The sequence below is a fragment of the Bacillus sp. 01N42_2 genome (genome assembly GCF_056399565.1).
Genome location: NZ_JBFTRO010000008.1, coordinates 75,396 through 100,405, shown reverse-complemented (window position 1 = coordinate 100,405; position 25,010 = coordinate 75,396). Strand labels below are relative to the sequence as shown.

Sequence of the window (25,010 nt, the reverse complement as noted above, 5' to 3'; positions counted from 1 at the left end):
TTAGATAGACGGTAAGAATTATCCTGCCCGAGAGCCTATCTACAGAAAAAACCTTGAAAAGCGTTTGCCCTTCAAGGTTTTTTTGCCGTGTATTAAGATGTCAGAGCTGCGGCGAAGCGTTCGGCTTCATCCGTGAGAGCACCCTCGATTTCCTTATAGCGGCTGGAAATCGTTGAGGCGCTGACGCCGTACTTCTTCGCCAGCTTCGCTTGAGAAACGGACGCGCCGTTCAGAGAAATGCTGTTTACATAATATTCGACCGCCGCCGCGAAAGCTTCCGGCTTTCTGATCGTCGGTGCTTTTTTGACACAGAACGTTTTCCACAGATCAATAACGGCCGGAACCAGCTCAGCCGGGTATTCATCCCCGGTCAGGCCTTTTTCAATGGCGTCTGCCGTTTCCTTCTCCATGTCGTTGGCCCACTCTGTCTGTTTTTCTTCAGCAGCCTGCTCAGGCTCTTCCGCAGTTCCTAAAAGAGCGGCCAGCACAGTGTCGAAGTTTTCCTCCATAAAGCGCTCAGGCGATTTTCCTTCTGCAAGGGCCGGGGCCGCCGCTTTTTTCACTTTGCTGATCAAAGCTTCGGTCCGCTTCACAGGGAAGATCGTAAATTGCATGAAGAACTCCGCTTTTTCCGCTTCGTGGATCGGATAGCCGAGAATCAGGCTTCCCTCCGGCGGAAGATCCTGCTGGCTGACGTCCATTTCCACTTTGAATTGTTTTTTCGTCATCACATCTTCAAAGTGAATCATTCCTTCTTTCACATCTTCAAGCACCATAACCGCTGGTGTCATGCTTTTCCATGATTCAACGATTTCCCGTGTTTTCGGACGGTTGATGCCGCCGGCTTTTTTCTGAAGGTATTCTTCAAAAATCGTCTTGCCGCCTGCCAGCGGTCGGAAGAAAATGCCCCAGATGCCGAGGTTGAAGACTCCGATGTCTTTTGTCTGTCTGTCCAGCTCCGCAATGAACTCGTGCTGGTTAATAAATGATGATATGCCGTCTCTATGTGCTGTAAAGGCGTACTCCATTAGGCTTTCCTGAATCTGTTTCGCTTCTTTTGCCGCGATGTCTGCCGGAATGGCAGCTGCTTTACTTCCGCAGCATTTTTTATATTTCTTCCCGCTGCCGCATGGGCAAGGGGCATTTCTTTTCACTTTTCCCACAATAAACCCTCCGAATTCTGATATAACTTTATTATTTTAACAAAAATAACTTCAGAGGGCTTGGTTTACGGCTAAAAAAGAATTTGGAAGAAAAAAAGGCCCCGGGAGATTCTCTTTCTCCGGGGCTTTGAAACGGTTAATTTGTATTTTGTCCGCCGCCGTTCAGACCTTCTTTAATCAGCCCGTTTACTTGGCTGTTCATTAAAAGTCCGATGTGCCCGACACCGTGAATCTGCACGTTTTTCCCGCCGATCAGCCGTGACAGCGGGTTCATGACGATTAAGTCCGCTGAGCTGTAAATCGATGTATACAAAATCTTTTGGTTCGGATCAGTTCCCGGAAGCGCTCTGTTGGTCACAAGACCGTTCGCTCCGCCGAGTGTGACGACGTTTGCGATTTTGTCCCCGCCGTCAAGATTTTTAATGTAATAGAGCGTGTTGGCGCCGCCCATGCTGTGCGCGACGATATCGACTTTTTTCGCGCCCGTTTCGCTGAGCACTTTTTTCACGTAATTTGACAGTCTCGGTGCATTGTGTCTGTTGTTTCCGGTTTTGTCCAGAAAATCAATGGCGTACATCTCATTTCTTGACCAGCCTTGGGATGCCAAGTACGTTTTGATTCCCGCGAAATTAAAGGACGCCCCGCCGATTCCGTGGACCATGACAACCGGGTTATGCTCTGAGGAGGCTTTCGATACGGTCGGCTGGAAGGCAAATACGGAAATGACGGACAGCATGCAGACTGTAAGAATCGCTAGGATTTTGCTTTTGATTTGTTTCATGAACTTTCCTCCTGTTATGTAATTTTTTGCAATTTTCATTCTATTAGAGAAGAAAAGGGAAAAATAGAGTATTTTTTCCTGTTTTCAACAATTGAAAAAGAGGCGGAAAAATGAGGAAGACGCCCCTTTCCCGAAAGCACACTTATACTTTAATACGGCAAACAAAAAAAGGAGAGAACACCTGGTTCTCTTCTCCTAGTACTCATTGAAATAGGTTTGAATCCGCTTAGGGTCATGCGTTTTTGTCAGCGCGAGCATCAGCAGAATCCGCGCTTTTTGAGGGTTGAGAGAGTTTGAAGCTGTCAGATGGTCTTTTTCATACTCTCGATTAGGTGTTACCGCCCCGTTTCCCGTCCTTGTGGAGCGGACGACCGCCAGCCCGCTTTTGACCGACTTTACGGCGCCTTTTTGCGCCGCATCAGACATTGAGCCGTTTCCCGGGCCTGCAAAAATAATGCCTTGCGCTCCTGATTTTGCGGCTGCTTCAAAGAGATAGCTTCCGTCATTTTGATAGCCGTATATAATATCGACCTGCGGCAGTTTATCAAGTTTATCGATCTGGAAATCTGTATCTTTCGTATGCTTTCGGGTCATGATGTTATTAAAATAGATGTCATCAGCAATCGTACCGATATAACCCATTTCTTCCGATTTGAATGTGTCCGTCGCGGTTGTATTAGTTTTTGTCACATATCGCGCCGAAGCGATTCTGTCATTTAATACGACAAGCGTCCCCTTGCCTCTCGCATCAGGCGCAGCCGCGGTTTTTACCGCGTTATATAAGTTGGACGGCCCGTCAGCTCCGATCGCCGTGGACGGCCTCATTGACCCGGCGACCACGACGGGTTTGTCACTTTTGACCGTCAGATTGAGAAAATAGGCGGTTTCCTCAAGTGTGTCTGTTCCATGTGTAATGACAATGCCGTCTGTATCATCAGACTTGAGCAGCTTGTTTACCCGTTTTGAAAGTTTCAGCAGGGTCTCGTTATTCATATTCTGGCTGCCGATATTCACAATCTGTTCTCCGCTGACATGCGCGATCTCCTTCATCTCCGGGACTGCCTGAATCAGGGCATCAACTCCGATTGCCCCTGCGGTGTACTCCGTGGCGGACGTCTTTGAAGGAGCAGCGCCTGCAATTGTGCCGCCGGTGGCAAGAATTTTAATATTCGGCAGTCCGTCTTTTTTTGCTGAGGCTGCGGCTGCCATCTGGTGCGGTGTTTCTTTCGCCTGAGGAGATTGGGAGCAGCCGGCCGCTATAAAGAATAGAGCCGTGATAAATGTAATGAATGGCATGAATTGTTTTTTCATTCTTTTCTCTCCTTTTCTTTATTTATGAAGATTTCCCTCTTATCGGTCAACGCGCTTGTCAGGCAATCTTCCGAAGAAAATAACTGTAAAAACCCTTGACACCGTCATGGGAAACCAAGATAATAGACCAGTCACTATATTTTAAATTTGTCATCAATCAGTAAGGTGGGAACATTATGAGTTATGGAGATTCTCGTGAAAAAATCCTCGCTGCGGCAACCAGGCTGTTTCAGCTTCAGGGGTATTACGGCACGGGACTGAATCAGATTATTAAAGAAAGCGGCGCGCCGAAAGGTTCTCTTTACTATCATTTTCCGGACGGCAAAGAGCAGCTCGCCATTGAGGCTGTCAAAGAAATGAGCCATTATATCCGTATGAAAATAAAAGAAAGCCTTGATGCCTATCCCGACCCTGCGGAAAGCATTCAAGCGTTTTTACAGGACTTATCAAGCCAATTCACATGTCCGGAGAATTTTGAAGGGTTTCCTGTCGGTTTACTGGCTGCCGAGACGGCTTTAACGAGCGAAAAGCTCCAGCAGGCCTGTCAATGCGCTTATCAGGAATGGGAGAATCTGTTCGCCGGCAAATTGAGATCAGCCGGTTTTTCCGATGAGAAAGCGGCGGAAATCAGCACTGTTTTAAATGCCATGATAGAAGGCGGCATCATTTTGTCTTTAGCAAAAAAAGACAAAATGCCGATCATCCATATTTCCAAACAAATCCCCAACCTGCTGAAGACATAAAATACAAGAGACATGTTACGTATAGAAAGAGAGGAGAATGTTTTTGGAAAACGCTCAGCCTTCCAAACAATATAAAGTTATGCCGATCATGATTTCTTTGCTGATGGCAGGATTTATCGGCATGTTCAGTGAAACGGCGCTGAATATTGCCCTGACCGACCTGATGAAGGAGCTGCATATCACTCCCGCAACCGTCCAGTGGCTGACGACGGGCTATCTGCTCGTTCTCGGTATTCTTGTCCCGGTTTCAGGTCTGCTTTTGCAATGGTTTACGACGAGACAGCTGTTTATCGTTTCACTCGCTTTTTCCATTATCGGCACGCTGATTGCAGCGCTTGCACCGAGCTTTCCGTTTCTTTTGGCGGCAAGAATCGTGCAGGCTTTAGGAACCGGACTGCTGCTGCCGCTGATGTTTAATACGATCCTCGTCATCTTCCCGCCGCATAAGCGCGGAGCGGCGATGGGGACGATCGGGCTTGTCATCATGTTTGCTCCTGCAATCGGTCCGACGTTTTCAGGGCTTGTGTTAGAGCATTTGAACTGGCATTGGATTTTCTGGATTTCCCTGCCGTTTCTTGTCTTGGCTCTTTTATTCGGCATCGCCTACATGCAGAACGTATCCGACATTACAAAGCCGAAAATTGACGTGCTTTCCATTATTCTGTCTACGATCGGATTCGGCGGCATCGTCTTCGGTTTCAGCAATGCGGGCGAAGGATCAGGCGGCTGGTCAAGCCCGACGGTTATCGGTTCGCTTACTGTCGGTGCGATCGCGCTCATTTTATTCTCCATCAGGCAGCTGAAAATGAAGCAGCCGATGATGAATCTGCGCGCTTTCCGCTATCCGATGTTTATTCTCGGTGTCGTGATTGTATTTATCTGTATGATGGTTATCTTATCAACAATGCTTCTCTTGCCTATGTATTTACAAAGCGGATTGCTGCTGACGGCATTTACGTCCGGGCTCATCCTGCTTCCGGGCGGTATTTTAAACGGATTTATGTCTCCGATAACGGGACGTCTGTTTGATAAATACGGACCGAAGTGGCTTGTCATTCCCGGGTTTGTCATCACGGCAACCGTGCTTTCGTTTTTCTCAAACATTAACGGCGCTTCAACGGCGCTTCTGATTGTCGCGCTTCATACATGCCTGATGATCGGAATTTCCATGATCATGATGCCGGCGCAAACGAACGGCTTAAATCAGCTGCCGCCGGAATTTTATCCGGACGGAACAGCCATTATGAATACGCTCCAGCAGATGGCCGGCGCAATCGGCACTGCGGTGGCAGTCAGCATCATGGCTGCCGGCCAGAAGAATTATATGAGCACCGCGAAAAACCCGAATGATCCTTCCGCATACTCTCACGCGCTGATTGCGGGCGTCCAGCACGCCTTTATCTTCGCGATGATTGTCGCCGTTATCGGTCTGATCAGCGCTTTCTTTATGAAACGGGTCAAAGTGAATCACTCATAAGAAAACAGCAGACTCCCCGCGGGTCTGCTGTTTTTTATATCATGAGCGCTTCAGCCAATTCATCAATCGCAAAGATAAGGTCATCTGCCGTGTTATAGAAATGAGGCGCCAGTCGGATGAGTTGTCCCCTGGGTGCGCATATGATGTTTTTTCGCTTCAAAAGCGCAGCGGTCTCCGCCGCTTTTTCATCCCGTATAGAAATCATGCCGGGTCTGTCATCGGCAGACGGGGGGCCTGTGAGAGTCAGTCCTTTTTCAGAAGCGTATTCATACGCAAATGCGCTGAGTTTTTTTACTTCCCGATGAATGCGGTCTGTGCCGACATCGTTTAAAAGGGATAAAGCCGCCTGTGCCGCATATATGCTGATAAATGCCGGGGTTCCGGTTTCAAAGCGTTTGGCTCCGTCCGCATAAGAAAAACGGGTCAAATCCAGCATCGACTCCCGCTGCTGTCCGAACCACCCGGTGACTTTCGGCTTCAGCCGTTCGGCAAGTTCCTTTCTGACATAGAGAAACGCTATTCCCGGTATGCCGAGCATATACTTCCTCGCGCCCGCGGCAAGCATATCAACTCCCCATTCTTTTACATCAATCGGGATGTGCCCAGCCGATTGATAAGCATCGACAAAAAGAAGCGATCCCTTCTTTGCGGATATCTCGGCAATGCGCTTCATATCCTGGACAAAACCGGATGTATAGGACACATGCGGAACACAGGTGATACGCGTCTGCTCCGTGATATACGTCTCATAACGCTCTAACGGGATCATTCCTTCTTCAGACGGGATGACTGAAAGCTCCATCTCAGTCTGCGCCTTCAGAATGTGGGCGATTGCCGGAAAATCCAATTCCGTATACACCGCCTGCTTCTTTCGGCAATCCGGTAAAGCTGAGACGACGGCAGAGGCGGCAGCCGTTACTGAAGGTAAAATGGCGATTTCTTCAGGCTGAGCGCCGATTAATTTCGCAAATTCACACCTTGCCTGCTCCGTGCGGCCCATGGCTTCATCCCAGTTCCCGCCGTTCTGAAGCAGGCTTTCCTGGTAGTCATTGATCGCTTCTGAAACCGGCCGGGCAAGAGCGCTTTGGGAGCAGCTGGCGAGCATCGTATGTGTGCGGAGCGCCGGAAATAAAGATCGGTATGGCACCAAAGACGAATTCAAGGCATGTTTCCCCCTTCGGCAGGAATATATGTCCATTATAGAGTATGGTAAAAAGAAAAGGAGGGTTTTGGATGGAGAAAAAAGTATTGCTGACAGGCTTTGACCCCTTCGGCGGGGAAACGGTCAATCCTTCATGGGAAGCGGTCAAACGGCTGGACGGTGCCGCTGAAGGCCCCGCTGCTATCGTATCTGAACAAGTGCCGACCGTTTTTTATAAGTCCCTTGCCGTGCTTCGGGAGGCAATCAAGAAACATCAGCCCGACATTATCATCTGTGCCGGACAGGCAGGCGGCAGAATGCAGATCACGCCGGAACGGGTCGCGATCAACCTGAATGAGGCGCGCATACCGGATAACGAAGGGAATCAGCCTGTCGGGGAAGACATTTCTCAAAGCGGTCCCGCGGCCTACTGGACCGGCCTTCCGATCAAACGGATCGTTGAAGAAATAAAAAAGGAAGGCATTCCCGCGGCTGTATCCTACACGGCGGGGACGTTTGTATGCAATCATCTCTTTTACGGGCTGATGGATGAAATCAGCCGCCATCATCCGCACATCCGGGGCGGGTTTATTCACATCCCGTACATTCCGGAGCAAACCTTGCAGAAGTCCGCGCCGAGCCTCAGCCTGGATCACATCACAAAAGCGCTCAAAATCGCCGCGGTGACCGCCGCGGCGCATGAGGACGATATTGAGACCGGCGGAGGCGAACTTCACTAAGCCGCTGACGCCGTCTCGGCCCATTTCTTCTTTCGGTAAACGATGCGGGACAGCGTCACACTGATTTCATAGAGGACGAGCAGCGGAATCATGACGAGAAAGTCAGACATAAAATCCGGCGGCGTAATCAGCACCGAGACGACGATCAGCACGAAATACGAAAGCTTCCTCGCCTTTGCCAGCCGGGATGGGTTCACGATCCCGAGCCGCGTCAGAAACATGACGGCCAGAGGCATTTCAAACAAAAACCCGAACGGCAATGTCATGTTAAGCATAAAAGTAAAATACTTGTCCGCCGTAAATACCATGTCAAAATGGCCGGCGGATAATTGTGTTAAAAATCCGAGCACAATCGGAAACAGTACAAAATACCCAAAGGAAATTCCGATAATAAACAAAACCGAAAGCCCCGGAATGTAAAGCAAAGCGGCGCGGCGTTCAAACGAGGTCAAAGCCGGCGCCGTAAAACGCCAGAGCTGAAAGGCCGCAACCGGAATCGCTGCCGTAATGGCGCATATTCCCGCAATCATCATATACACCCATAAAATCTCGCTCGGCCCTAAAACGGCCAGCCTTCCATGCAAATCCTTGATCAGCCAGTCATAAATATCCTGCACAAACCAGCATGCGCCGATAAAAAACACGAGAAAGGCGATAACGGTTTTAATGAGACGCTGCCGGACTTCCTCTAAATGCCCGATCAAGTGGGTTTCTTTTTTATCCAATCGTACTTCCTCCTTATATCAAAGAAGGGGCAGAAACGGATCTCTGCCCCCGTGTCAGGATTCAGCCTGCCGTTTTGTCTTTCTCAGCCGTCTGCTTGTCCGGCTCTTCATTTGAGACCAGTGTTTTTGCGGCGCTTTTAAATTCAAGCAGCGTGCGGCCGGCGGCACGGCCGATTTCCGGAAGCTTTGAAGGCCCGAAAATGATCAGAGCGATGACAAAAATCAAGATTAACCCGGGAATGCCGATATTTGAAAACATAAGTATGCCCCCTTATTGTGAAATTTTGGCCCGTTTCTTTCTCATTTGCTTTTCATGCGCACTGTTATGGGCGAAGAAACGATCCTCTTCCACCTCATTTGACTGCTTTAAGCCGCCTGCAACCGCTGCCTGTGAGACCTTCCGAATCCCCGTCTGGTCTTTTTGATAAATGAATGAAGCCCGCGTGGAAACCTCAGCCCCTGGCTCCGTCACATAAGGCACCACTCTGTAATCCGCCCTCCATTGGGCAGGCGTCACCGTACAGCGGACATAGCCCCGGTAGTCGTTAAAAAACTTAATATGCGGGTTTTGTTTTAAGATTTGATCCGTATCAGCCCGTTTATCCGCCCCGTTTCCTCCTGATGTGATGGAAGTCCCGACGAATTCGGCTCCGAAGATCTTTGAATTCGTTTGATTAAAATCGGTATGCAGGTTTGACGCCCAGCTTGCATGAACATCACCCGTCAGCACGATGACATTGTTCAGGTTTTTGCTTTTTATAAAATTGATGACCCGCTCCCGCTGCGCCGGGTAGCCGTCCCATGAATCCATGCTGAATATCGGCTTGTCGGTTGTTCCGAAATTCCATTGCGCGAAAAAGATTTGCTGGGCCAGCACATTCCACTTCGCTTTTGAAGCGGCTAAGTTGTCGAAGAGCCATTGCTCCTGCTCTGTCCCCATCAATGTGCGCTTCGGATCTCTCCACTCATCAGAAGGCGGTTTATTCCCGTCGCCGTTGGCCTGATCATCTCTGTACTGTCTTGTATCAAGCACATTGAACGACGCTAAATTGCCATAAGAAAATTGCCTGTACAGCCGCATATCAGGGCCGTTCGGGAGCGACATGCGCCTGAGCGGCATGTGTTCATAATAAGCCTGATAAGCCGCAGCCCTTCTGAGCACAAACGCTTCAACCGATTGGCCTTTTTCGGGAATGACATTGGCATAATTGTTCTCCACCTCATGATCGTCCCAAGTCACGACCCACGGAAATGCGGCGTGGGCGGCTTTCAGATTGGCATCTGAGCGGTATTGGGCGTGACGGTTGCGGTAATCTGACAGCGTGTATACTTCGGCGCTGCTGTGCGTCCTGACATTCCCCGTCTTTGCCACATATTCGTTCGGCCCGTATTCATAAATGTAATCTCCGAGATGGAATACGAGATCAAGCTTTTCCTTCGCCATATGTTTATACGCCGTATAATAGCCGTGTTCATACTGCTGGCAAGAGGCAAACGCAAACGTCATGGCGGATACGTCAGCACCGGGAGCGGGCAGCGTTTTCGTCCGGCCGACGGGGCTGAGCTCATGTCCGCTTTTAAACCTGTAATAGTACACTCTATTGGGCTTAAGCCCGTCCGCTTCAACATGGACGGAATGTCCGAGATTCGGTTTTGCCATTTCCGTTCCGCGTTTGACGACATGGCGGAAATGTTCATCTGCGGCGATTTCCCATTTAACCGGAACGGCCTGATTCGGCATTCCTCCCCCATTGAGCGGGTCCGGGGCAAGACGTGTCCAGAGAATGACGCTGTCAGACAGCGGATCACCGGAGGCCACGCCGAGGGTGAACGGATAGTTTGAAAATGTCGGAGCGGCATTCACTTCAAACGCGCCGATGGATTGCGCGATCGCCAGCCCGAGGGAAAGGCCTGCGATTTTCCCGGCGCCCTGTATAAATGCGCGGCGGTCAAACGTATTGTTTTGAAAGCTTTTGTTCTCCAATTCCTTGATCCATTCATCTAAACGGCCGTCATGTGTCATGTCAGTTCCCCTTTCGTCTCATTGATCGCCCCCATTATAGAAAAGAAATGTTAAACCGTTATGAAGAAGTGTGAAGGATTTGTAAGGGCGGAAAGTGATCGGCGGGAGACATTTTTCACATTGTTTCGACAAATCTTTCCCGTCCGGGAGAAAACCCCCTCTGTTTCTGTTTGGCTTTTCATCCGTCAAGCGCACTTTGTTCCTATTTTTCTTCACAAGAAATTAAAAAACACCGTTCATTCTAAGAACGGTGCTCCGGGATTAAAATGTATTGTACACGTTTTCGCACGTTTCCCCTGTCGGCTGATAGAAGCAGTGGGATTTGAATCTGGCGACAAACGGCTGATTGTACCATGTCGGCGGGCAGTTTCCCGGCGGCTTAAAATACCACAGGCTGAATTTAGCCGGCCAAAACCGTTCTCCGCTAATATTCCGGCGGGCAAGCCTCCGCTCAGATTCGCGCGGCCTTTGGTAAAAATATCCGTGAGTCACCGCTTCAAACGCGTGCGGCTGAAACACCATCTGCCTGATGGTGCGCAGGCCTTTAAAATCAGAACAATTCGCCCGCACCCGATTGATTCCTACATTGCCGACCAAAAGCATTCCCTGCTTTCCTTCGCCTTCCGCTTCCGCCCTGAGCAGCCTTGCCATTAGATCGACATCGGCGCTCGACGCTTTTACGACTGCCATCATGACACCTCCCGTTTTTCTCCCTTCATCATATTCAGCCGTTGCCCAGTGATGACAGCCAAAAGCCAGAAAACAAATGTTCACAAAAAAAGGTTTATATTTCACGTGATGAGGAAACATACTAACATGATTTCCATAAGGAGGAATTCGCATGGAACATATTAAAGCGCTTGCCATTAAAGGCATCATGACCATCATTATTCTGTATCTCGTACTCGGCTTAGGTTTTCGCTTTACATTCGGCGACGTGCTGCTGATGACCATTGTGTTGGGAGCCGTTTCCTACTTTACGGGCGATCTGTACGTGCTTCCGAGATGGAATAATATCACGGCGGCGTCCGCTGATTTCGGAATCGCGTTTCTTGTTGTCTGGCTGATGGGAATGCCGCTGTCCATGGGCATTTCAGGAGGAAGACTGGCGTTTGCCGCTCTTATTTCCGCCGTCATCATCGCTGTCGGAGAATATTTTTTCCATATTTATCTGATGAGAAAAGACTTGGGCGGGTCCCGATTTTTAGAGCCTCGGTCCGAATAACGCAAAAAAGGCCGGATAACGGCCCCCTTAAAGGGGGCTTTTTATTTGTAAAGGTATAAACGCTTTATACATCTTGATATAACTGATAAACCCTTTTCAGCCTTTCTTCGAGCTGTTCAAAATGAACAAAGCGGGCTTCTCTCAGAAACTCAGTCCCATCAATGAACAAAAGAAGCACGGGGACAGTGAAGACTGAAAATCTGCCGGCAACCTCTTCTGCCTCGTCAGCATTGATATGCCCCAATTTGATATTCGGAAACTGATCCAATACCTTTCTGAGCTGCGGCAGAACAGCGTGACATACTGTACAGGCGGGTCTTGAAATGTAGATAAAACTGAATTGATGCTGTTTAATAAAATTCTCGATAGAATCTAATGAATGTAAGTCTGTCAGCTCTTTCATCAAAACCCTCCTTCAAATCGGCTCGTCTTTCATGACCAAGCCCATCAATACTCGTACATTCACTATACACATTTATATTGAACATATCCGCTTTTTTGCTATTCAGAGCACCTTAACGTTGTGCTTGAAAAATAAAAGAACAGTTACCGCTTTTCAGTAACTGTTCTTAGATCCTTATATTAAAAATGCAAAGCGTAAGCTCCTGAACCGATGAGTGCAACTCCGATGGAAACTGCAATCAGCACCAAGTTATATTCAAAGCCGCCGGCACCGTTCGCAAACCCTTTCGCTCCATGAACTTTTACGATGGCACCTAACATGATGATTGTTATGATAGCAGCTCCAAGCGGGAGGAATACACCTAAAATAAATAAAATCCCGCTTGCGAGTTCCCCGAGACCTGATAAAGCGGCCGCGGCATTACCTGGTTTAACTCCAATTGACTCGAACCATTGTCCGGTTCCTTTAATCCCGTATCCGCCAAACCAGCCGAATAATTTTTGTGATCCATAAAACAGAAACACCACACCAATCATGATTCGAATAAGTAATAGTCCTGCATCTTCCATTTTTATCTCTCCTTATTTTTCATATTATATGATGTCTGCAAGGCAGCTGTTTACCAACAGCCGCTTCCAGCAAACATCTGTTGAATATATGTCTCTTTCTTTTTCTTCATGCGTCAGCAGTCATTAAGACTAATCTAGTTCCCTTACTTCAAACGGCAGCAGCCCTTGTTCAATTTGTGCCCGGTGCGGTTCATACTGCTCAGGGAGCATCAATTTTCCGCCCATTGTTTCTTGTGACTCATCATGGGCAAAGCCCGGCGGATCAGTTGCGATCTCAAATAAGATTTCCCCATGTTCTCTGAAGTAAACCGCATTAAAATAGTTTCTATCCTGAACAGGAGTTACACCATATCCGTGCGCACCAATGAATCTTTGCCAATCTAATTGATCTTCGTCATCCTGAGCCCGCCAAGCGATGTGATGGACCGTGCCGACACCCATTTGTCCGCGGCCGATAGGCGTTAATTTCAGATCAATCACATTTCCGATATCACCGGCAGAACGATAACGAACGAAGTCTCCTTCTTTGCCGACCCGCTCAAGCCCCATGATGTTTTCTAACAATTCACCTGTTTTTTCAGGCTGTGCTGATAACAGGGTTGCACCGCCAAAGCCTTTAATGGCAACATCCGGGGTTACATCTCCGAAAGTCCACGTATTGGCGTCCCCTGCTTCTCTTTCCACGATTTCTAAATGCAGGCCATGCGGGTCATCAAATTCTATATATTGTTCTCCAAAACGCTCGATTTTGGTGTATGGCACGTTGAACTTTTCAAGTCTCTTTTCCCAAAATGCCATAGCACCCCTCGGCACGACGTAAGATGTCACGCCGACCTGTCCGTCTCCAATGATGCCTTGGCGGGCGCCCGCCCACGGAAAGAAGGTGATGATTGTTCCCGGCTTCCCGCCTTCATCCCCAAAATAAAGGTGATACGTAGCCGGATCATCAAAATTGACCGTTTGCTTGACCAATCGCAGCCCCAGCACTCCAGCGTAGAAATCAGCATTCTCTTGAGGATGACCGACAATTGCTGTAATATGATGGATTCCCATCGTTTTTTTAGCCATTTTTATCCGCCCCTTTACAAATAGTTAAATATACTCCACAAACTCATTCACAGGCTTTCGGTAGCCGCGCGGCCTTCTGCTTTCTGTTTTTTCTTTCCCGATTGTAATCATCATGACAACCTCAAATTGATCATCTATATTCAAAATCTCTTTCACGGCTTCAGCATCAAACCCTATCATCGGACAGGTGTCCCAGCCTTTTTCCTTAGCACTCAGCATAAACATCATCGCAGAAAGTGAAGCATTTCTTATCGCCTCATCTCTCTTAAATGGTTCTCCCCTGTTTTCATAAAACGAAACGGTGTCTTGAACCATGTGATCATACTCTTGTTTATTTAATACCCCCAGCATCTTCAACCCTTCATAGATGTCAGCCGCTTGCTGATATGCCTGCTTATCCCCTAAAACCAAAAGAACCGCTGATGAGCTAAACACTTTATATTGTCCGTTTGCGGCCTGCTTCAGCTTTTCTTTTACATCCGGGTTAAGAACTGTCACATATTTTGTATGCTGCAAATTAAAAGCTGATGGAGCCAACGCAACCAATTCAAACATTTCGTTGAGTTCATCTCTTGTGATTGGATGATCTGGAAGAAAGTTGCTTGCAGATCTTCTTTCATTCACCAGCTGTACAAATTCAGCCATTTCTCTCGCACTCCTTTTTATCTCGAATTCGAGATATTATGGTATAAAAAATCAAATAACATATGATCAAAAAACGAAACATTCTCTTACTGATCTTTTCGCGATTCAAACGATCGGCAGGTTCTTATCCTGCACTCTAATTAAATTATCTTGAATTAAAATATCTTGACTTCGAGATAATAATAAAGGATAAATACTTAAATGTCAACAGTTCATTTTTAAATTCAGCGCCATTTTGTCTGTGTACTGTTTAGCCCTGCTCCAACTTTTTTTCTGTCACCTTATTTATTAGTAAACAGGAAAAAACCTTGCTATAGACCCACTCGAAACTGAATTGGTATGATAAGCAAAGTGATTACACAAGAAAGGATACGGAGAGCGAATCAAAAGCGCTCCTCTTTTTTTGCGCAGTTTTATAGGAGGACAAAATGACAAGTGAAAGAGAACAAATAAGCAAAAAGGTCGCTTTGATTGCATTGATAGCCAATCTGATCTTAATGGCAGGAAAGATCTTTTTTGGACTGATAGGCGATAGTGAAGCCGTTTTTGCCGACGGTATACACTCTGCAGCGGATGTCGTGGCTTCGATTGCTGTCCTGGCCGTCATCGGCATTTCTAATAAGCCGCCCGATCAAGACCATCCTTTCGGGCATGGCAAAGCTGAGGTCATCAGCGAAGCAATTGTAGGAATCATATTAGTGCTCGTTTCTGTGTATATTCTAATAGAAGCGATTTCGTCCTTTGTTGAAGGTCCAAGCGTTCCGCAATACAGCGCATTGTTTGCGGCTCTGATATCCTACGCGGCTAAGCAGATCTTATATCGTTATTCGATCAAACAAGGAGAAAAATGGAACAGTAAAGCGATTATAGCGATTGCATACGATCATAAAGGCGATATCGTTGCCTCTCTTGCCGCTTTTATCGGCGTCCTATTGGCGATTATCGGGAACACACGCGGATGGTCCTATCTGTTGTACGCCGATGCAATTGCCAGTGTCATCGTGGCGTACCTCATTTTTAAGATTTCAATGGAATTAATCAGGCCGTCTGTTGACGTTCTCATGGAAAAAAGTGTTGATCCCGAACTGATAGAGGAATATAAAGCGGTTATTTTGCATTGTCCTCAAGTCAAACGGCTCGATAAAATCCGAGCGAGAGAACACGGCCACTATAAATTGCTTGATGTCCGGTTATCTTTGGATCATGATTTGACGATTAAGCAGGGACACGATATAGCCCGCGAAATCCGAAATGAAATCAAAAGACATTTTTCAGATGTTGAAGAAGTGCTCATTCATGTGAATCCTTATTTTGAAGAATGAAAAAGCAGCTTGTAGAGAAAATGATGTTTCTCTACAAGCTTTTTTCTTTTGTGCTGTTTCTTTCCATATTCATTTGATTTCAGGTGCAGAAAAAGCACTCCCGCATGCCTGGCCTTGCTTAGCTGGGTATGTGGCAACTTTTCAACGATGAAAAAGATTATGTTTTATATCAATTTTTCAAAGCAGATGATCTTCTTCGACGAGTTGGTCAAGCAGAACGAATGAATTTCTTGTGTGGAACATGAGAAAGACACCGTTCTTTTCAGTCTTTCTTTTATTTTATGACAGGATATTTTAAGGGAAAAATAAAGGCTATCGAGATTTTCTCGACAGCCTGAAGGCCGGATAACGGCCTTTTTCGTTTGATTTCACTGATCAAGATGCTTTTTGATAAAATACAGCAGCGTGTTTCCCTGAGCCGTCAAAATGACCCCCTTCGCGCCGCACTTCGGGCAGGGCGCGCCTTCCTTCTCCGCCCCGGTTCCTTCACAATGCGGACAGGTGAGTTCAAGATCGTCGGTGGCGATCACCATGAATATCCCTCCTTTTTTGATTGTTTGTCCGTCTCCAGTCACTTTCCATGGCCATCACCTCCTTAACGATACAAAAAAACCCCGTCCATCAAAGGACGAGGTTTTCGCGGTGCCACCTTTATTAACGGCTGTAAAGCCTTCACTCAAAAAGTACAGAAACACACGGTTTCAATACTCCTTTCTTGATAACGGGGAAAGAATCCCGGCACCGCCTACTGTCATTTCAGCGCAGCAATTCAGAAGCCCATTCGGCACCGGACGGGGATCGGTTCACAGCGGCCACCGACTCTCTGAACCCCGCGCGCTGATGCGTACTTACTCTTCCTCAGCATTGTTCATCCGTTCGTTTATTTTAACATCTATCATACGCTGTCTTCCGGGCGAAGTCAATAACCTTTCGAATCGGACAGGCCGAGCATTTCCCGCGCCATTTGCATATGCTCCTCTTGCCCCGTTTGAAGCGCAAACTTCGCTGTTTCCATAGGATAGGCGGCCTGCCATTCTGTTACATGCTCCTGCATTTTCGGCCAGACGCGCCCGCCTTCAGCCTCGTAGCTCTTCATCAGACGTTTCGTTTCTTTTTCTCCTAATATCATTTGATAAAGAACAAAATCCTTGGCCGGATCGGCAACCTTTGCCTCCGTCCAATCGAGGAGACCCGTCACACGCTGATTTTCGCCGATCAAAATATGCGGAGGATGCAAGTCTCCATGGATCAGCGCGGAAAAATCAGGCCAGTGCGAGCTGTCATTTATCCACGTTTGCCATCTTTTCCAAAGCTGTTCTGAAACCCCGATTTCTTTTTTTATATGATCCATTGATTCCGCCGCCCTTTGCCTGACGTCATCCGGTTTTATAATTTCAATTCCGGATCTGGAGGCCGCATCCGGGTCTGCCCCGTGCAGCCCGGCTAATGCCACGGCAAGCGAGCCGACAAAACCGTCTGAAGGCGGCTCGTGTTCCATGTTCCAGACATACTGTTTCTTATCCAGATCGATTGCGGCAGCGGGTTTTCCGTCCAGTTTCGGATAAGCGATCAGTTCCGGTGTATGAACCCGCCAATCGGGCACTGATACCGCGGCATGGCTGCGGAGAAACACGAGAACCGCGCTTTCTGCAGCCGCTCTTTCGATAACATCGGGACGGCGCGGCTTTCGGAGCACCCATGTCACGCCGCTGTCATCTTCAGCAAATACGACTTGGAAGTCCATACCCGTTTCATTTATGTCCGCCCCTTCATGTTTTAACCGTAAGCCATTTTCCTTTGCGATGTTCAGAACGGATTCTATTTCCCTTTGTTTTGTCATCTTGTTTCCCCATTTCCCTTATTTACTGACACAGAGCTTCGCCTGAGGCGGAGGAGAAAGAGATATGTGAAGACGCCAAAAAGAGGGCGGCATAATCGCCGCCCCCTCACTATTGCTGTCAGGTTCCTTTATTCAGGCAGACAATCCCGGTTTCCTCCGCACTCAAGGCAGAGACTTTGACACTATTTCATTAGTGCGAAAACCGGAATTTGATCAGCCATCAGGATCCCTCCGTCCCTTCTTAGTTAACATTATTTTACACAAAGACCTTATATAAGTAAACCCCATTTATCAGCTTACCTGCTCCCTCCGCTGACAAACTTCGATCCTTCGCGTAAATCTTTCGCCTCCAAAAAGAAGACGTGAATAAATTTTTTCATATTCACTTTAACCGGAGAAAGCGGAGCGGTTTCTTTCGCCTGCATTTCTTTCATTCTCTTGCTGACGGCAGGGAAATCAAAGAATTTCGAGGCGTAATATTCAAATTTGGGGTTTGAAAAATCCGTTGTGCCCAATGAGGCGAAATGGTTTAACGAATGAATGATCGCTCTTCTGATCCGCTGTTCGGAGGCTTTTGTCTCCCTGCTGACGTCTGCTTCCGACGCCGCGGGTCCCAGTTTCCGCAGCGCGACGTTTGTAAACACACGCTTCAGCGACGGGACGCTTTTTTGCGCCTGCTCATCCTCAAATAAAAAATGCAGCACGGCCATCAGGTCGTGCGCGCCGCTTTCTCCCACAATCCCTAGTTCTGATAACAGAAATTTCCCGGTCTCTTTCACGGATTTTTCGCAGGATTTAAAAGAGCGGCTTTGCTGCGGTTCATTGCGCTGAACAAGCCGTCTTAGCGAATTTTGGATGTCGCCGATCGAGGTTTCCAGTTCGATCCGCTCTTTCACTTTTCGGAGCACGGTGATGATTTCAATTTTGTTGATCGGTTTGTGGATAAAATATTCAATACCGAGAGAATAGGCTTCTCCCACCATTTCCTTCGCTTCCACCTGTGATATCATCACCGTTTTTCCGGTGTACGAATCCTGAAGATGCCGTATCGTCTCAATCCCGTCCCGCCCCGGCATCAGCAGGTCAATTAATAAAATATCGACTTGTTTAAAATGGAGATAATGCCCTTCAATCTGGCTTCCGTCCTCCGCCTCGCCGACGACTTCGCCTAAGTCCTCATCTTCAATGATCTGTCTTAAAATGGAACGGATCGCCCGGTCATCATCAGCTATAAAAAAGCGCATTATGAACTCACCCTTTCTGCAATTAAATGCCTCACCGGCAGCTGAATGTTAAATATGACGCCTTTTGGCTTGTTGTGAAAGGAGATGCCGCCTTCAAGTTCGGTTACGATTTCCTTCACGTATGAAAGCCCGATGCCTGTTGAAGGGGTGCCGAATTCATCGTATTTGGACGTAAATCCGGGATCATAGATTACCTCTCCGATTTTTTCCGGAATGCCGGGACCGTCATCTTCCGCCTGAAATTCGGCCATCTCCCCCTCCGCCCTGCGCAGCGTGAGGCGGATCTCACCTCTGTCCCCCATGGCCTCTACGGCATTGGCGGTCAGGTTATTCAAGATCGACAGGACGGTAAAGACGTGATAATCGGGATGTTCTCCTTCAATCACGCTCCGGAACTGAATATCCTTGCCTAAAGATTCGGCGTATTTTTCATTGATTCGGATGACGATTCCGATCAGAGCGGCGGCATCCATGTAATCCCGGAATCTCTCATTTGAAATCAGCTTCGACAGGCCGGCGAATATCCGCTGATTGTCTTTTTTCACTTCATGGATTTCTCCCGCAAGGCGCAGCATTCGGCTGCCGAGCTCCCGGTCGTTCCCGCTCATTTCCCGATACAGCTGATAGGATTCTTTCGTCACATGCTCCGTCGTTTTCAGCGTTTTTTTCAAATGAATCGTTTCTTCGTATAAGTTAGACACAATCATCAGCATGTGCTCGTGCTGCTTTCTCGTTTGCTTTTCCCTGACCTGGGATTCGTGCAGCTTCATCACGTTGAAAAAACTCAGCACAATAAATGTGTGAGAAACGGCGATGACCGCAATATCTGCCAGTTTGCCCGGCATCATAATCAGCCGGCCTCCTGAAAACTGAACCGCCATTTCAACGGTGTCGGAAGCGATTTCAATGAGAAAGCCGAGGAATCCGATCATGAGCGGCCGATCCCGAAAGAACCTGACCCTCAGCACATAAAACAAGCAGGCATATGTAAAGTAAAAAAAGAAACTGGGATATTGGCTGAAAAAAGCCTCCGTAAAGCCGGCATGCTCTCCTCCCCAGCACGACAGGCCGATCCGGAATGCCACAACGGCTGCACCTGTCAACAGCCCTGACAATACTGCCGGCACATGCCGCAGCAGCAGCAGAAAAAAGAAAAAAGCCGGGGCGCCGAAGCTGATCCGGTACACCTCATTCAGGGGGTAAAATTTTAGTTCCCCCGCTAGCGGCACGGTGATCAGCATAAGTGCGAAAAGATAGCCGTCTTTCTTTAGTAAATAGTCGAGCCTGATCACAATCACTTCCTTCTTCTATCTATTTTGAATAAGACCGAGTGAGTCCGCAAATTTCTTTAGACCCGTATGGCGGGACGCTCCTGCTGATTTATAAATCTATCGGCTTATTTTAAGAATGATTTTGTCGTATTTTATATGATTCTGTAGATGTCATTATACATTAACATGGAACACGCTATATTTGAAAACGTTTTCCAAGACCGATTTCCGCTTGCGGACAGGCTTGTAATAGAGGAGGAATGTTATGAAAGATATGGTCAGAGAGCGCCTTGAAAAAGAGGAACTGGCTTCACTTTTACAAGATTGGGTCGAACATTACCGACCGTTTTCCGTCAATGGAAAAAGCGCAAATTATATCCCCGCCCTCGGAGAAATCAACGACTCTCAGCTGGGCATTTGCATATTAGAGCCGGATGGCTCAATGATTCATGCCGGTGAATGGAATGTGCCGTTCACATTGCAGAGCATCTCAAAAGTCATCAGCTTTATTGCCGCCTGCATGTCCAGGGGCATTCCTTATGTGCTCGATCGTGTCGACGTGGAGCCGACAGGTGATGCGTTTAATTCTATCATCCGGCTTGAAATCCATAAACCCGGGAAGCCGTTCAACCCGATGATCAATGCCGGCGCCATTACCGTCGCCTCGCTTCTTCCCGGTGAAACGGCGCATGATAAATTGGAATATCTCTTTTCCGTTTTTGAAAAATTGATAGGAAAACGGCCTCACATACACGAGGAGGTCTTCCGCTCTGAATGGCAGACCGCACACCGGAACAGAGCGCTCGCCTACTATTTAAAAGAAACGAACTTTCTCGAGGCGGATGTCGAAGAAACGCTTGAAGTGTATTTAAAGCAATGCGCCATGGAGGGGACAACCGAGGACATCGCTTTGATCGGATTGATTCTTGCGCATGACGGCTACCATCCGATCCGCCGGGAACAGGTCATTCCGAAAGATGTCGCGAAACTCGCCAAAGCCCTGATGCTGACGTGCGGGATGTACAATGCGTCAGGAAAATATGCGGCTTTCGTCGGCGTCCCGGCCAAAAGCGGGGTATCCGGCGGCATTATGGCATTGGTTCCCCCAAGCGCCAGAAGAGAACAGCCTTTTCATAACGGCTGCGGCATCGGCATTTACGGTCCGGCCATTGATGAATACGGCAACAGCCTGACCGGCGGCATGCTGCTGAAACATATCGCACAGGAGTGGGAGCTCAGTATTTTTTAATCAAACGAATCAAGAGGTGATTGGATGCAGGAATTCCTTGAAAATGTAATCGGCTCGGCAAATGATTTTTTATGGTCAAAACTGTTAATCGTACTGCTTCTTTCTCTGGGACTGTTTTTTACGTTCAGATCAAAGGGTCTGCAAGTCCGCATGCTGAGGGAAATGATCCGGGTTTTGAAAGAAGGCGCGGCCGCCCGGTCAAAAAACAGCATTTCCCCGTTTCAGGCATTTTGCATCAGCATGGCGGCGCGTGTCGGAACCGGGAATATTACCGGAATCGCCATTGCGATCGCACTCGGCGGCCCGGGCGCTATTTTCTGGATGTGGATTATCGCAGTCATCGGTTCGGCTTCAAGCTTTGTTGAAAGCACGCTGGCCCAAATTTATAAAGTAAAAGATCAAAACGGATTCCGCGGCGGCCCGGCCTATTACATGGAAAAAGGCTTGAAGAAACGCTGGATGGGCGCGCTGTTCGCCGTTTTAATCACGCTGTCATTCGGAGTCGTCTTTAATTCCGTTCAGTCCAATACGATCAGCGTCGCCTTTCAAAACGCATTCGGCACCAGCCGGCTTACACTTGGCATTATTTTAATCTTGGTTTTCGGCGGCGTGATTTTCGGAGGCGTCAAACGAATTGCGAAAATGGCGGAATACATCGTAGTCGTCTTAGCCGTTTTATATATCGGGGTCGCTTTCTTTGTCATTCTGACGAACATCACCCAATTGCCCGGCGTTCTGTCGCTTATCGTAAAAAATGCGTTCGGTATTGATCAGGCAGCGGGCGGCGCTTTAGGTGCGGCTTTGATGCAAGGTGTGAGACGCGGAATTTTCTCAAATGAAGCGGGAATGGGAAGCGCTCCGAACGCGGCGGCGACAGCTACGACGAGCCATCCGGTGAAACAGGGGCTCATTCAGGCCTTCGGCGTCCTGACGGATACGCTCGTCATTTGTACAAGCACGGCACTTATCATTTTATTTTCAGACGCTTATCACCAGCCGGGACTGAGCGGCATCGCGCTTTCTCAGGCTGCCTTGAGCGACCATGTCGGCGCGTGGGCATCAGGTTTCCTAGCCGTCTTAATGCTTTTGTTCGGCTTCAGCGCTTTGATGGGCAACTATTATTACGGAGAAACCAATATCGGATTTTTAAGCCAGAACAAAAAATGGCTGTTCATTTACCGCATCTGTGTACTCGGAATGGTTCTGTTCGGATGTATTTCCAAAGTCCAGCTTGTGTGGGATATGGCTGACTTGTTCATGGGCTTAATGGTGGTCGTGAATTTAATTGCGATTTTCCTTCTGTCGAAAAAAGCGTTTGCCGCTTTGAGCGATTATGCCCGGCAAAAGAAAGCCGGAAAGGACCCCATCTTTTACAGAGATGTGCTCCCTGATGATGACGGGATCGACTGCTGGGAGTATTCAGACATCGCAAAAAGTGCGAAAGGCAAACATATTTCCTAAACAAAAGGTGTTCGGGCAGCGTCCTGAACATCTTTTTTTCTGCCGGTTGATTGACAAAGAGGATACTGTCGATTACCCTTTTTATATATTTTCAGTAAAGTCAGAAAGGAAGGCCTATGAATCCCATTACACAAATATTAAATGAATACCCGGTTATGATCATAGACGGAGCGATGGCAACCGAGCTTGAGCGGATGGGCTGTGATTTACATGACGATCTGTGGTCGGCCAAAATTCTTTTGGAAAAACCCGAACTGATCAAACAGGTGCATACCGAATATTTTGCCGCCGGCGCTGATTGCGCGATCACCGCCAGCTATCAATCAACGATTGAAGGATTTGCGGCTCGCGGCATCTCAGAAACCGATGCGATCCGCCTGATTCAGACATCAGTTGAGCTCGCCGTCCAAGCTCGCGATGAATTTTGGGCGCATGAAGAAAACCGTTCAGACCGTCCCAAACCTTTGATCGCCGCTTCTATCGGACCTTACGGCGCGAGCCTTGCCGACGGCTCTGAATATCGCGGGCATTACGGACTGACGGAGGATGAGCTGATCAGCTTTCACCGTCCCCGGATGAAAGCCCTTATAGAATCCGGCGCCGATCTTTTGGCGTGCGAGACCATTCCGTGCCTGTCAGAGGCAAAAGCGATCGTAAGGCTGCTGGAGGAATTCCCAGGCACTTATGCGTGGATGAGCTTCAGCGCCAAAGACGGGCGGCATATCAGCGAAGGCACGCCTATTTCCGAATGCGCGGCCCTGCTTGGCTCCTGCAGCCAAATCGCAGCGATCGGCATCAACTGCACACCGATCGAACATATTCCGCCGCTGATAAAAGAAATCAAACGGGCAGCGTCCAAGCCGATTATCGTCTATCCGAACTCAGGCGAACAATATGACCCGAAAACAAAAACCTGGAAAGGTGAAGCGTGCGCAAAACATTTCGGAAAGAGCGCGCAAAGCTGGTACGAAAACGGCGCAAGCCTGATCGGAGGCTGCTGCCGGACGAAACCCGCGGATATTCAGGCCATTGCCGCTTGGGCCAAAACCATAAAAACAACTTGACTAATCGGAATAGTTTGTATATTCTATTCAAAAAGCCGGTTCGCCGGAATCTCGTGCCGTTCGCCGGCATGAGATTTTTTATTAGAACGGCTCTCGCAGAAAGTTGGAAAACAATGAACAACAAGAACGAGACAAATTTTCAGAGAAGTATGAAAAGCAGGCACCTCTTTATGCTCTCACTCGGAGGTGTAATCGGAACGGGGCTGTTTTTAAGCTCGGGGTATACCATTCATCAGGCGGGTCCGGCGGGTACCATTTTTGCATACCTTTTGGGCGCGGGCATCGTCTATCTTGTCATGCTTTGCCTCGGTGAACTGTCAGTGGCCATGCCGGTCACGGGTTCCTTCCACACCTATGCGAAAACCTATATCGGGCCGGCGACGGGTTTTACGGTCGCATGGCTGTACTGGCTGACGTGGGCGGTGGCGCTTGGCTCTGAATTCACGGCGGCCGGGCTCTTCATGCAGCGCTGGTTCCCGCATACTTCGGTTTGGATGTGGAGTGCAGTATTCGCTCTTTTCATCTTTTTATTAAACGCCTTCTCCGTGAAATTTTTTGCTGAATCGGAGTTTTGGTTCTCAAGCATTAAAGTCTTAGCCATCCTGCTGTTTATTTTATTGGGCGGAGCGGCGATGTTCGGCATCGTCCCGATGAAAAGCGGTGAGGCGGCACCTATGCTGTCGAACTTTACGGATGGCGGCAGTCTTTTTCCAAATGGTTTTTTTCCGATACTGATGACGATGCTGTCAGTAAACTTCGCCTTTTCAGGGACGGAATTGATCGGAATTGCCGCCGGGGAAAGCGCTGATCCGGAAAAAACCGTTCCGCGCGCCATTAAGACTACAGTCTGGCGGCTGGCGCTTTTCTTTATCGGAACGATTTTTGTGCTGTCGGGCATGATCTCCATCCAAGAAGCGGGTGTGATTGAAAGCCCGTTCGTCACGGTATTCGACAGAATCGGCGTGCCGTATGCGGCCGATCTGATGAATTTCGTCATTTTGACGGCGCTTCTGTCTGCGGCGAATTCGGGGCTGTACGCCTCATCACGAATGCTGTGGTCCCTGTCTAAAGAAGGTGAGCTTCATCCCGCCTTTGCCAGGCTGACGTCTAAAGGCATCCCTTTTAACGCCCTGATTTTCAGTATGATCGGCGGCATTCTGTCACTGCTGTCAAGCGTGTTCGCAGCGGATACAGTGTATCTTGTTCTCGTCTCTGTCTCAGGATTTGCGGTAGTGGCGGTGTGGATGAGCATTGCCGCATCACAATTTTTGTTCAGAAGACGGTTTCTTAAAGAAGGCCATCAGCTTTCAGACTTAACATACAGGACACCGGGATATCCGGCCGTGCCGATAGCGGCCTTTATCCTGTGCCTTTCCTCCTGTATCGGCATTGCTTTTGATCCGAATCAGGCCATTGCCCTTTATTGCGGAATTGCCTTTATGGCCGTCTGTTACAGCGTTTATTACTTAAAAAACCGGAACAGCCGCACCCGTGTTCAAGCCGCAAAATCTCAATAAACAAAAAAAGAACCCTGCCGCGCAAGGG

General features: G+C 48.3%; 25 protein-coding genes and 1 other annotated feature. Of the genes, 9 read left to right on the top strand and 16 right to left on the bottom strand.

What is annotated here, in order from left to right:
- Positions 1-92: 92 nt before the first annotated feature.
- The 3 genes from AC1DN5_RS16405 to AC1DN5_RS16395 form a co-directional block, all read right to left on the bottom strand.
- Positions 93-1,163, bottom strand: a complete 1,071-nt coding sequence (locus AC1DN5_RS16405; RefSeq protein WP_366970005.1) for a helix-turn-helix domain-containing protein — start codon at positions 1,161-1,163, stop codon at positions 93-95.
- Between the two features lie 136 nt (positions 1,164-1,299).
- Complete coding sequence (locus AC1DN5_RS16400; protein WP_016936851.1) at positions 1,300-1,944, bottom strand: lipase EstA; 645 nt, start codon at positions 1,942-1,944, stop codon at positions 1,300-1,302.
- 195 nt (positions 1,945-2,139) lie between these two features.
- Positions 2,140-3,255: a type II asparaginase gene (locus AC1DN5_RS16395; RefSeq protein WP_327816012.1), complete on the bottom strand. Its 1,116-nt coding sequence runs from the start codon at positions 3,253-3,255 to the stop codon at positions 2,140-2,142.
- 176 nt (positions 3,256-3,431) lie between these two features.
- Between AC1DN5_RS16395 and lmrA the strand changes: the two genes are divergently transcribed.
- Both lmrA and lmr(B) read left to right on the top strand, forming a co-directional pair.
- Positions 3,432-3,998 carry a transcriptional regulator LmrA gene (lmrA, locus tag AC1DN5_RS16390; protein ID WP_016936853.1) on the top strand — a complete coding sequence of 189 codons (567 nt, stop codon included), beginning with the start codon at positions 3,432-3,434 and terminating at the stop codon, positions 3,996-3,998.
- Positions 3,999-4,035: 37 nt separating this feature from the next.
- Positions 4,036-5,475 (top strand): lincomycin efflux MFS transporter Lmr(B), encoded by a 1,440-nt coding sequence (gene lmr(B), locus AC1DN5_RS16385; protein WP_032864767.1) that lies wholly within the window; start codon positions 4,036-4,038, stop codon positions 5,473-5,475.
- A gap of 34 nt (positions 5,476-5,509) precedes the next feature.
- On the opposite strand, the gene AC1DN5_RS16380 is transcribed toward lmr(B), so the two are convergent.
- Entirely contained in the window at positions 5,510-6,637 is a 1,128-nt protein-coding gene (locus AC1DN5_RS16380) for an aminotransferase class V-fold PLP-dependent enzyme (RefSeq protein WP_327816015.1), read from the bottom strand.
- A gap of 71 nt (positions 6,638-6,708) precedes the next feature.
- On the opposite strand from AC1DN5_RS16380, the gene pcp reads away from it, so the two are divergent.
- Complete coding sequence (gene pcp, locus AC1DN5_RS16375; protein WP_016936856.1) at positions 6,709-7,356, top strand: pyroglutamyl-peptidase I; 648 nt, start codon at positions 6,709-6,711, stop codon at positions 7,354-7,356.
- On the opposite strand, the gene tatC is transcribed toward pcp, so the two are convergent.
- The 4 genes from tatC to AC1DN5_RS16355 all read right to left on the bottom strand — a co-directional run bounded on the left by tatC (position 7,353) and on the right by AC1DN5_RS16355 (position 10,794).
- Positions 7,353-8,081 carry a twin-arginine translocase subunit TatC gene (tatC, locus tag AC1DN5_RS16370; RefSeq protein WP_047476126.1) on the bottom strand — a complete coding sequence of 243 codons (729 nt, stop codon included), beginning with the start codon at positions 8,079-8,081 and terminating at the stop codon, positions 7,353-7,355. The genes pcp and tatC overlap by 4 nt on opposite strands.
- Before the next feature lie 61 nt (positions 8,082-8,142).
- A complete protein-coding gene (locus AC1DN5_RS16365; protein WP_003156681.1) occupies positions 8,143-8,340 on the bottom strand; it encodes a twin-arginine translocase TatA/TatE family subunit in 198 nt (65 codons plus the stop codon).
- A 12-nt stretch (positions 8,341-8,352) separates the two neighbouring features.
- A complete protein-coding gene (locus AC1DN5_RS16360) occupies positions 8,353-10,104 on the bottom strand; it encodes an alkaline phosphatase D family protein (RefSeq protein WP_016936858.1) in 1,752 nt (583 codons plus the stop codon).
- A gap of 261 nt (positions 10,105-10,365) precedes the next feature.
- Positions 10,366-10,794, bottom strand: coding sequence for a cell wall hydrolase (locus AC1DN5_RS16355; protein ID WP_029575244.1), 429 nt, complete (start codon positions 10,792-10,794; stop codon positions 10,366-10,368).
- A 151-nt stretch (positions 10,795-10,945) separates the two neighbouring features.
- Here AC1DN5_RS16355 and AC1DN5_RS16350 point away from each other — a divergent pair, with 151 nt between their 5' ends.
- Positions 10,946-11,329, top strand: coding sequence for a YndM family protein (locus AC1DN5_RS16350; RefSeq protein WP_045926307.1), 384 nt, complete (start codon positions 10,946-10,948; stop codon positions 11,327-11,329).
- Positions 11,330-11,393: 64 nt separating this feature from the next.
- On the opposite strand, the gene AC1DN5_RS16345 is transcribed toward AC1DN5_RS16350, so the two are convergent.
- From AC1DN5_RS16345 to AC1DN5_RS16330, 4 genes are all read right to left on the bottom strand, one after another.
- Positions 11,394-11,732 carry a thioredoxin family protein gene (locus AC1DN5_RS16345; protein ID WP_045926308.1) on the bottom strand — a complete coding sequence of 113 codons (339 nt, stop codon included), beginning with the start codon at positions 11,730-11,732 and terminating at the stop codon, positions 11,394-11,396.
- 179 nt (positions 11,733-11,911) lie between these two features.
- On the bottom strand, positions 11,912-12,301 hold the full coding sequence (locus AC1DN5_RS16340) for a DoxX family protein (RefSeq protein WP_007609195.1): 390 nt from the start codon (positions 12,299-12,301) through the stop codon (positions 11,912-11,914).
- A 129-nt stretch (positions 12,302-12,430) separates the two neighbouring features.
- Positions 12,431-13,369 (bottom strand): ring-cleaving dioxygenase, encoded by a 939-nt coding sequence (locus AC1DN5_RS16335; RefSeq protein ID WP_047476121.1) that lies wholly within the window; start codon positions 13,367-13,369, stop codon positions 12,431-12,433.
- 24 nt (positions 13,370-13,393) lie between these two features.
- Complete coding sequence (locus tag AC1DN5_RS16330) at positions 13,394-14,014, bottom strand: nitroreductase family protein (protein WP_016936864.1); 621 nt, start codon at positions 14,012-14,014, stop codon at positions 13,394-13,396.
- Positions 14,015-14,442: 428 nt separating this feature from the next.
- Here AC1DN5_RS16330 and AC1DN5_RS16325 point away from each other — a divergent pair, with 428 nt between their 5' ends.
- Positions 14,443-15,336: a cation diffusion facilitator family transporter gene (locus AC1DN5_RS16325; protein ID WP_016936865.1), complete on the top strand. Its 894-nt coding sequence runs from the start codon at positions 14,443-14,445 to the stop codon at positions 15,334-15,336.
- Positions 15,337-15,704: 368 nt separating this feature from the next.
- Here the strand turns inward: AC1DN5_RS16325 and AC1DN5_RS16320 are convergent, their stop codons facing one another.
- The 4 genes from AC1DN5_RS16320 to glnK form a co-directional block, all read right to left on the bottom strand.
- Positions 15,705-15,869 (bottom strand): tryptophan RNA-binding attenuator protein inhibitory protein, encoded by a 165-nt coding sequence (locus tag AC1DN5_RS16320; protein WP_016936867.1) that lies wholly within the window; start codon positions 15,867-15,869, stop codon positions 15,705-15,707.
- An 88-nt stretch (positions 15,870-15,957) separates the two neighbouring features.
- Positions 15,958-16,207: a binding site (T-box leader), on the bottom strand.
- Between the two features lie 48 nt (positions 16,208-16,255).
- A complete protein-coding gene (locus tag AC1DN5_RS16315) occupies positions 16,256-17,176 on the bottom strand; it encodes a macrolide 2'-phosphotransferase (RefSeq protein ID WP_366970009.1) in 921 nt (306 codons plus the stop codon).
- Between the two features lie 296 nt (positions 17,177-17,472).
- Complete coding sequence (gene glnL, locus AC1DN5_RS16310) at positions 17,473-18,420, bottom strand: glutamine utilization two-component system response regulator GlnL (RefSeq protein WP_366970010.1); 948 nt, start codon at positions 18,418-18,420, stop codon at positions 17,473-17,475.
- Entirely contained in the window at positions 18,420-19,712 is a 1,293-nt protein-coding gene (gene glnK, locus AC1DN5_RS16305) for a two-component system sensor histidine kinase GlnK (protein WP_327816027.1), read from the bottom strand. The genes glnL and glnK overlap by 1 nt, the downstream gene beginning before the upstream one ends.
- A gap of 244 nt (positions 19,713-19,956) precedes the next feature.
- On the opposite strand from glnK, the gene AC1DN5_RS16300 reads away from it, so the two are divergent.
- The 4 genes from AC1DN5_RS16300 to AC1DN5_RS16285 all read left to right on the top strand — a co-directional run bounded on the left by AC1DN5_RS16300 (position 19,957) and on the right by AC1DN5_RS16285 (position 24,982).
- The gene (locus AC1DN5_RS16300; protein WP_016936871.1) at positions 19,957-20,940 is read left to right on the top strand and encodes a glutaminase; all 984 of its coding nucleotides are present in this window, start codon (positions 19,957-19,959) and stop codon (positions 20,938-20,940) included.
- Positions 20,941-20,964: 24 nt separating this feature from the next.
- Positions 20,965-22,401, top strand: coding sequence for an alanine/glycine:cation symporter family protein (locus AC1DN5_RS16295; protein ID WP_045926317.1), 1,437 nt, complete (start codon positions 20,965-20,967; stop codon positions 22,399-22,401).
- A gap of 116 nt (positions 22,402-22,517) precedes the next feature.
- Entirely contained in the window at positions 22,518-23,465 is a 948-nt protein-coding gene (gene mmuM / locus AC1DN5_RS16290; protein ID WP_045926318.1) for a homocysteine S-methyltransferase, read from the top strand.
- 113 nt (positions 23,466-23,578) lie between these two features.
- Positions 23,579-24,982 carry an amino acid permease gene (locus AC1DN5_RS16285; protein WP_366970011.1) on the top strand — a complete coding sequence of 468 codons (1,404 nt, stop codon included), beginning with the start codon at positions 23,579-23,581 and terminating at the stop codon, positions 24,980-24,982.
- Positions 24,983-25,010 lie beyond the last annotated feature (28 nt).

Excerpts from the sequence above, each read along its gene's own strand:
- glnL (WP_366970010.1), bottom strand. The coding sequence starts at position 18,420 with ATGCGCTTTTTTATAGCTGATGATGACCGGGCGATCCGTTCCATTTTA.
- AC1DN5_RS16295 (WP_045926317.1), top strand. The coding sequence starts at position 20,965 with ATGCAGGAATTCCTTGAAAATGTAATCGGCTCGGCAAATGATTTTTTA.
- AC1DN5_RS16350 (WP_045926307.1), top strand. The coding sequence starts at position 10,946 with ATGGAACATATTAAAGCGCTTGCCATTAAAGGCATCATGACCATCATT.
- AC1DN5_RS16340 (WP_007609195.1), bottom strand. The coding sequence starts at position 12,301 with ATGGAAGATGCAGGACTATTACTTATTCGAATCATGATTGGTGTGGTG.
- AC1DN5_RS16400 (WP_016936851.1), bottom strand. The coding sequence starts at position 1,944 with ATGAAACAAATCAAAAGCAAAATCCTAGCGATTCTTACAGTCTGCATG.
- AC1DN5_RS16345 (WP_045926308.1), bottom strand. The coding sequence starts at position 11,732 with ATGAAAGAGCTGACAGACTTACATTCATTAGATTCTATCGAGAATTTT.
- AC1DN5_RS16335 (WP_047476121.1), bottom strand. The coding sequence starts at position 13,369 with ATGGCTAAAAAAACGATGGGAATCCATCATATTACAGCAATTGTCGGT.
- AC1DN5_RS16325 (WP_016936865.1), top strand. The coding sequence starts at position 14,443 with ATGACAAGTGAAAGAGAACAAATAAGCAAAAAGGTCGCTTTGATTGCA.
- mmuM (WP_045926318.1), top strand. The coding sequence starts at position 22,518 with ATGAATCCCATTACACAAATATTAAATGAATACCCGGTTATGATCATA.
- AC1DN5_RS16300 (WP_016936871.1), top strand. The coding sequence starts at position 19,957 with ATGAAAGATATGGTCAGAGAGCGCCTTGAAAAAGAGGAACTGGCTTCA.
- lmrA (WP_016936853.1), top strand. The coding sequence starts at position 3,432 with ATGAGTTATGGAGATTCTCGTGAAAAAATCCTCGCTGCGGCAACCAGG.
- AC1DN5_RS16355 (WP_029575244.1), bottom strand. The coding sequence starts at position 10,794 with ATGGCAGTCGTAAAAGCGTCGAGCGCCGATGTCGATCTAATGGCAAGG.
- AC1DN5_RS16395 (WP_327816012.1), bottom strand. The coding sequence starts at position 3,255 with ATGAAAAAACAATTCATGCCATTCATTACATTTATCACGGCTCTATTC.
- pcp (WP_016936856.1), top strand. The coding sequence starts at position 6,709 with ATGGAGAAAAAAGTATTGCTGACAGGCTTTGACCCCTTCGGCGGGGAA.
- AC1DN5_RS16360 (WP_016936858.1), bottom strand. The coding sequence starts at position 10,104 with ATGACACATGACGGCCGTTTAGATGAATGGATCAAGGAATTGGAGAAC.
- AC1DN5_RS16285 (WP_366970011.1), top strand. The coding sequence starts at position 23,579 with ATGAACAACAAGAACGAGACAAATTTTCAGAGAAGTATGAAAAGCAGG.
- AC1DN5_RS16320 (WP_016936867.1), bottom strand. The coding sequence starts at position 15,869 with ATGGTGATCGCCACCGACGATCTTGAACTCACCTGTCCGCATTGTGAA.
- AC1DN5_RS16330 (WP_016936864.1), bottom strand. The coding sequence starts at position 14,014 with ATGGCTGAATTTGTACAGCTGGTGAATGAAAGAAGATCTGCAAGCAAC.
- AC1DN5_RS16365 (WP_003156681.1), bottom strand. The coding sequence starts at position 8,340 with ATGTTTTCAAATATCGGCATTCCCGGGTTAATCTTGATTTTTGTCATC.
- AC1DN5_RS16315 (WP_366970009.1), bottom strand. The coding sequence starts at position 17,176 with ATGACAAAACAAAGGGAAATAGAATCCGTTCTGAACATCGCAAAGGAA.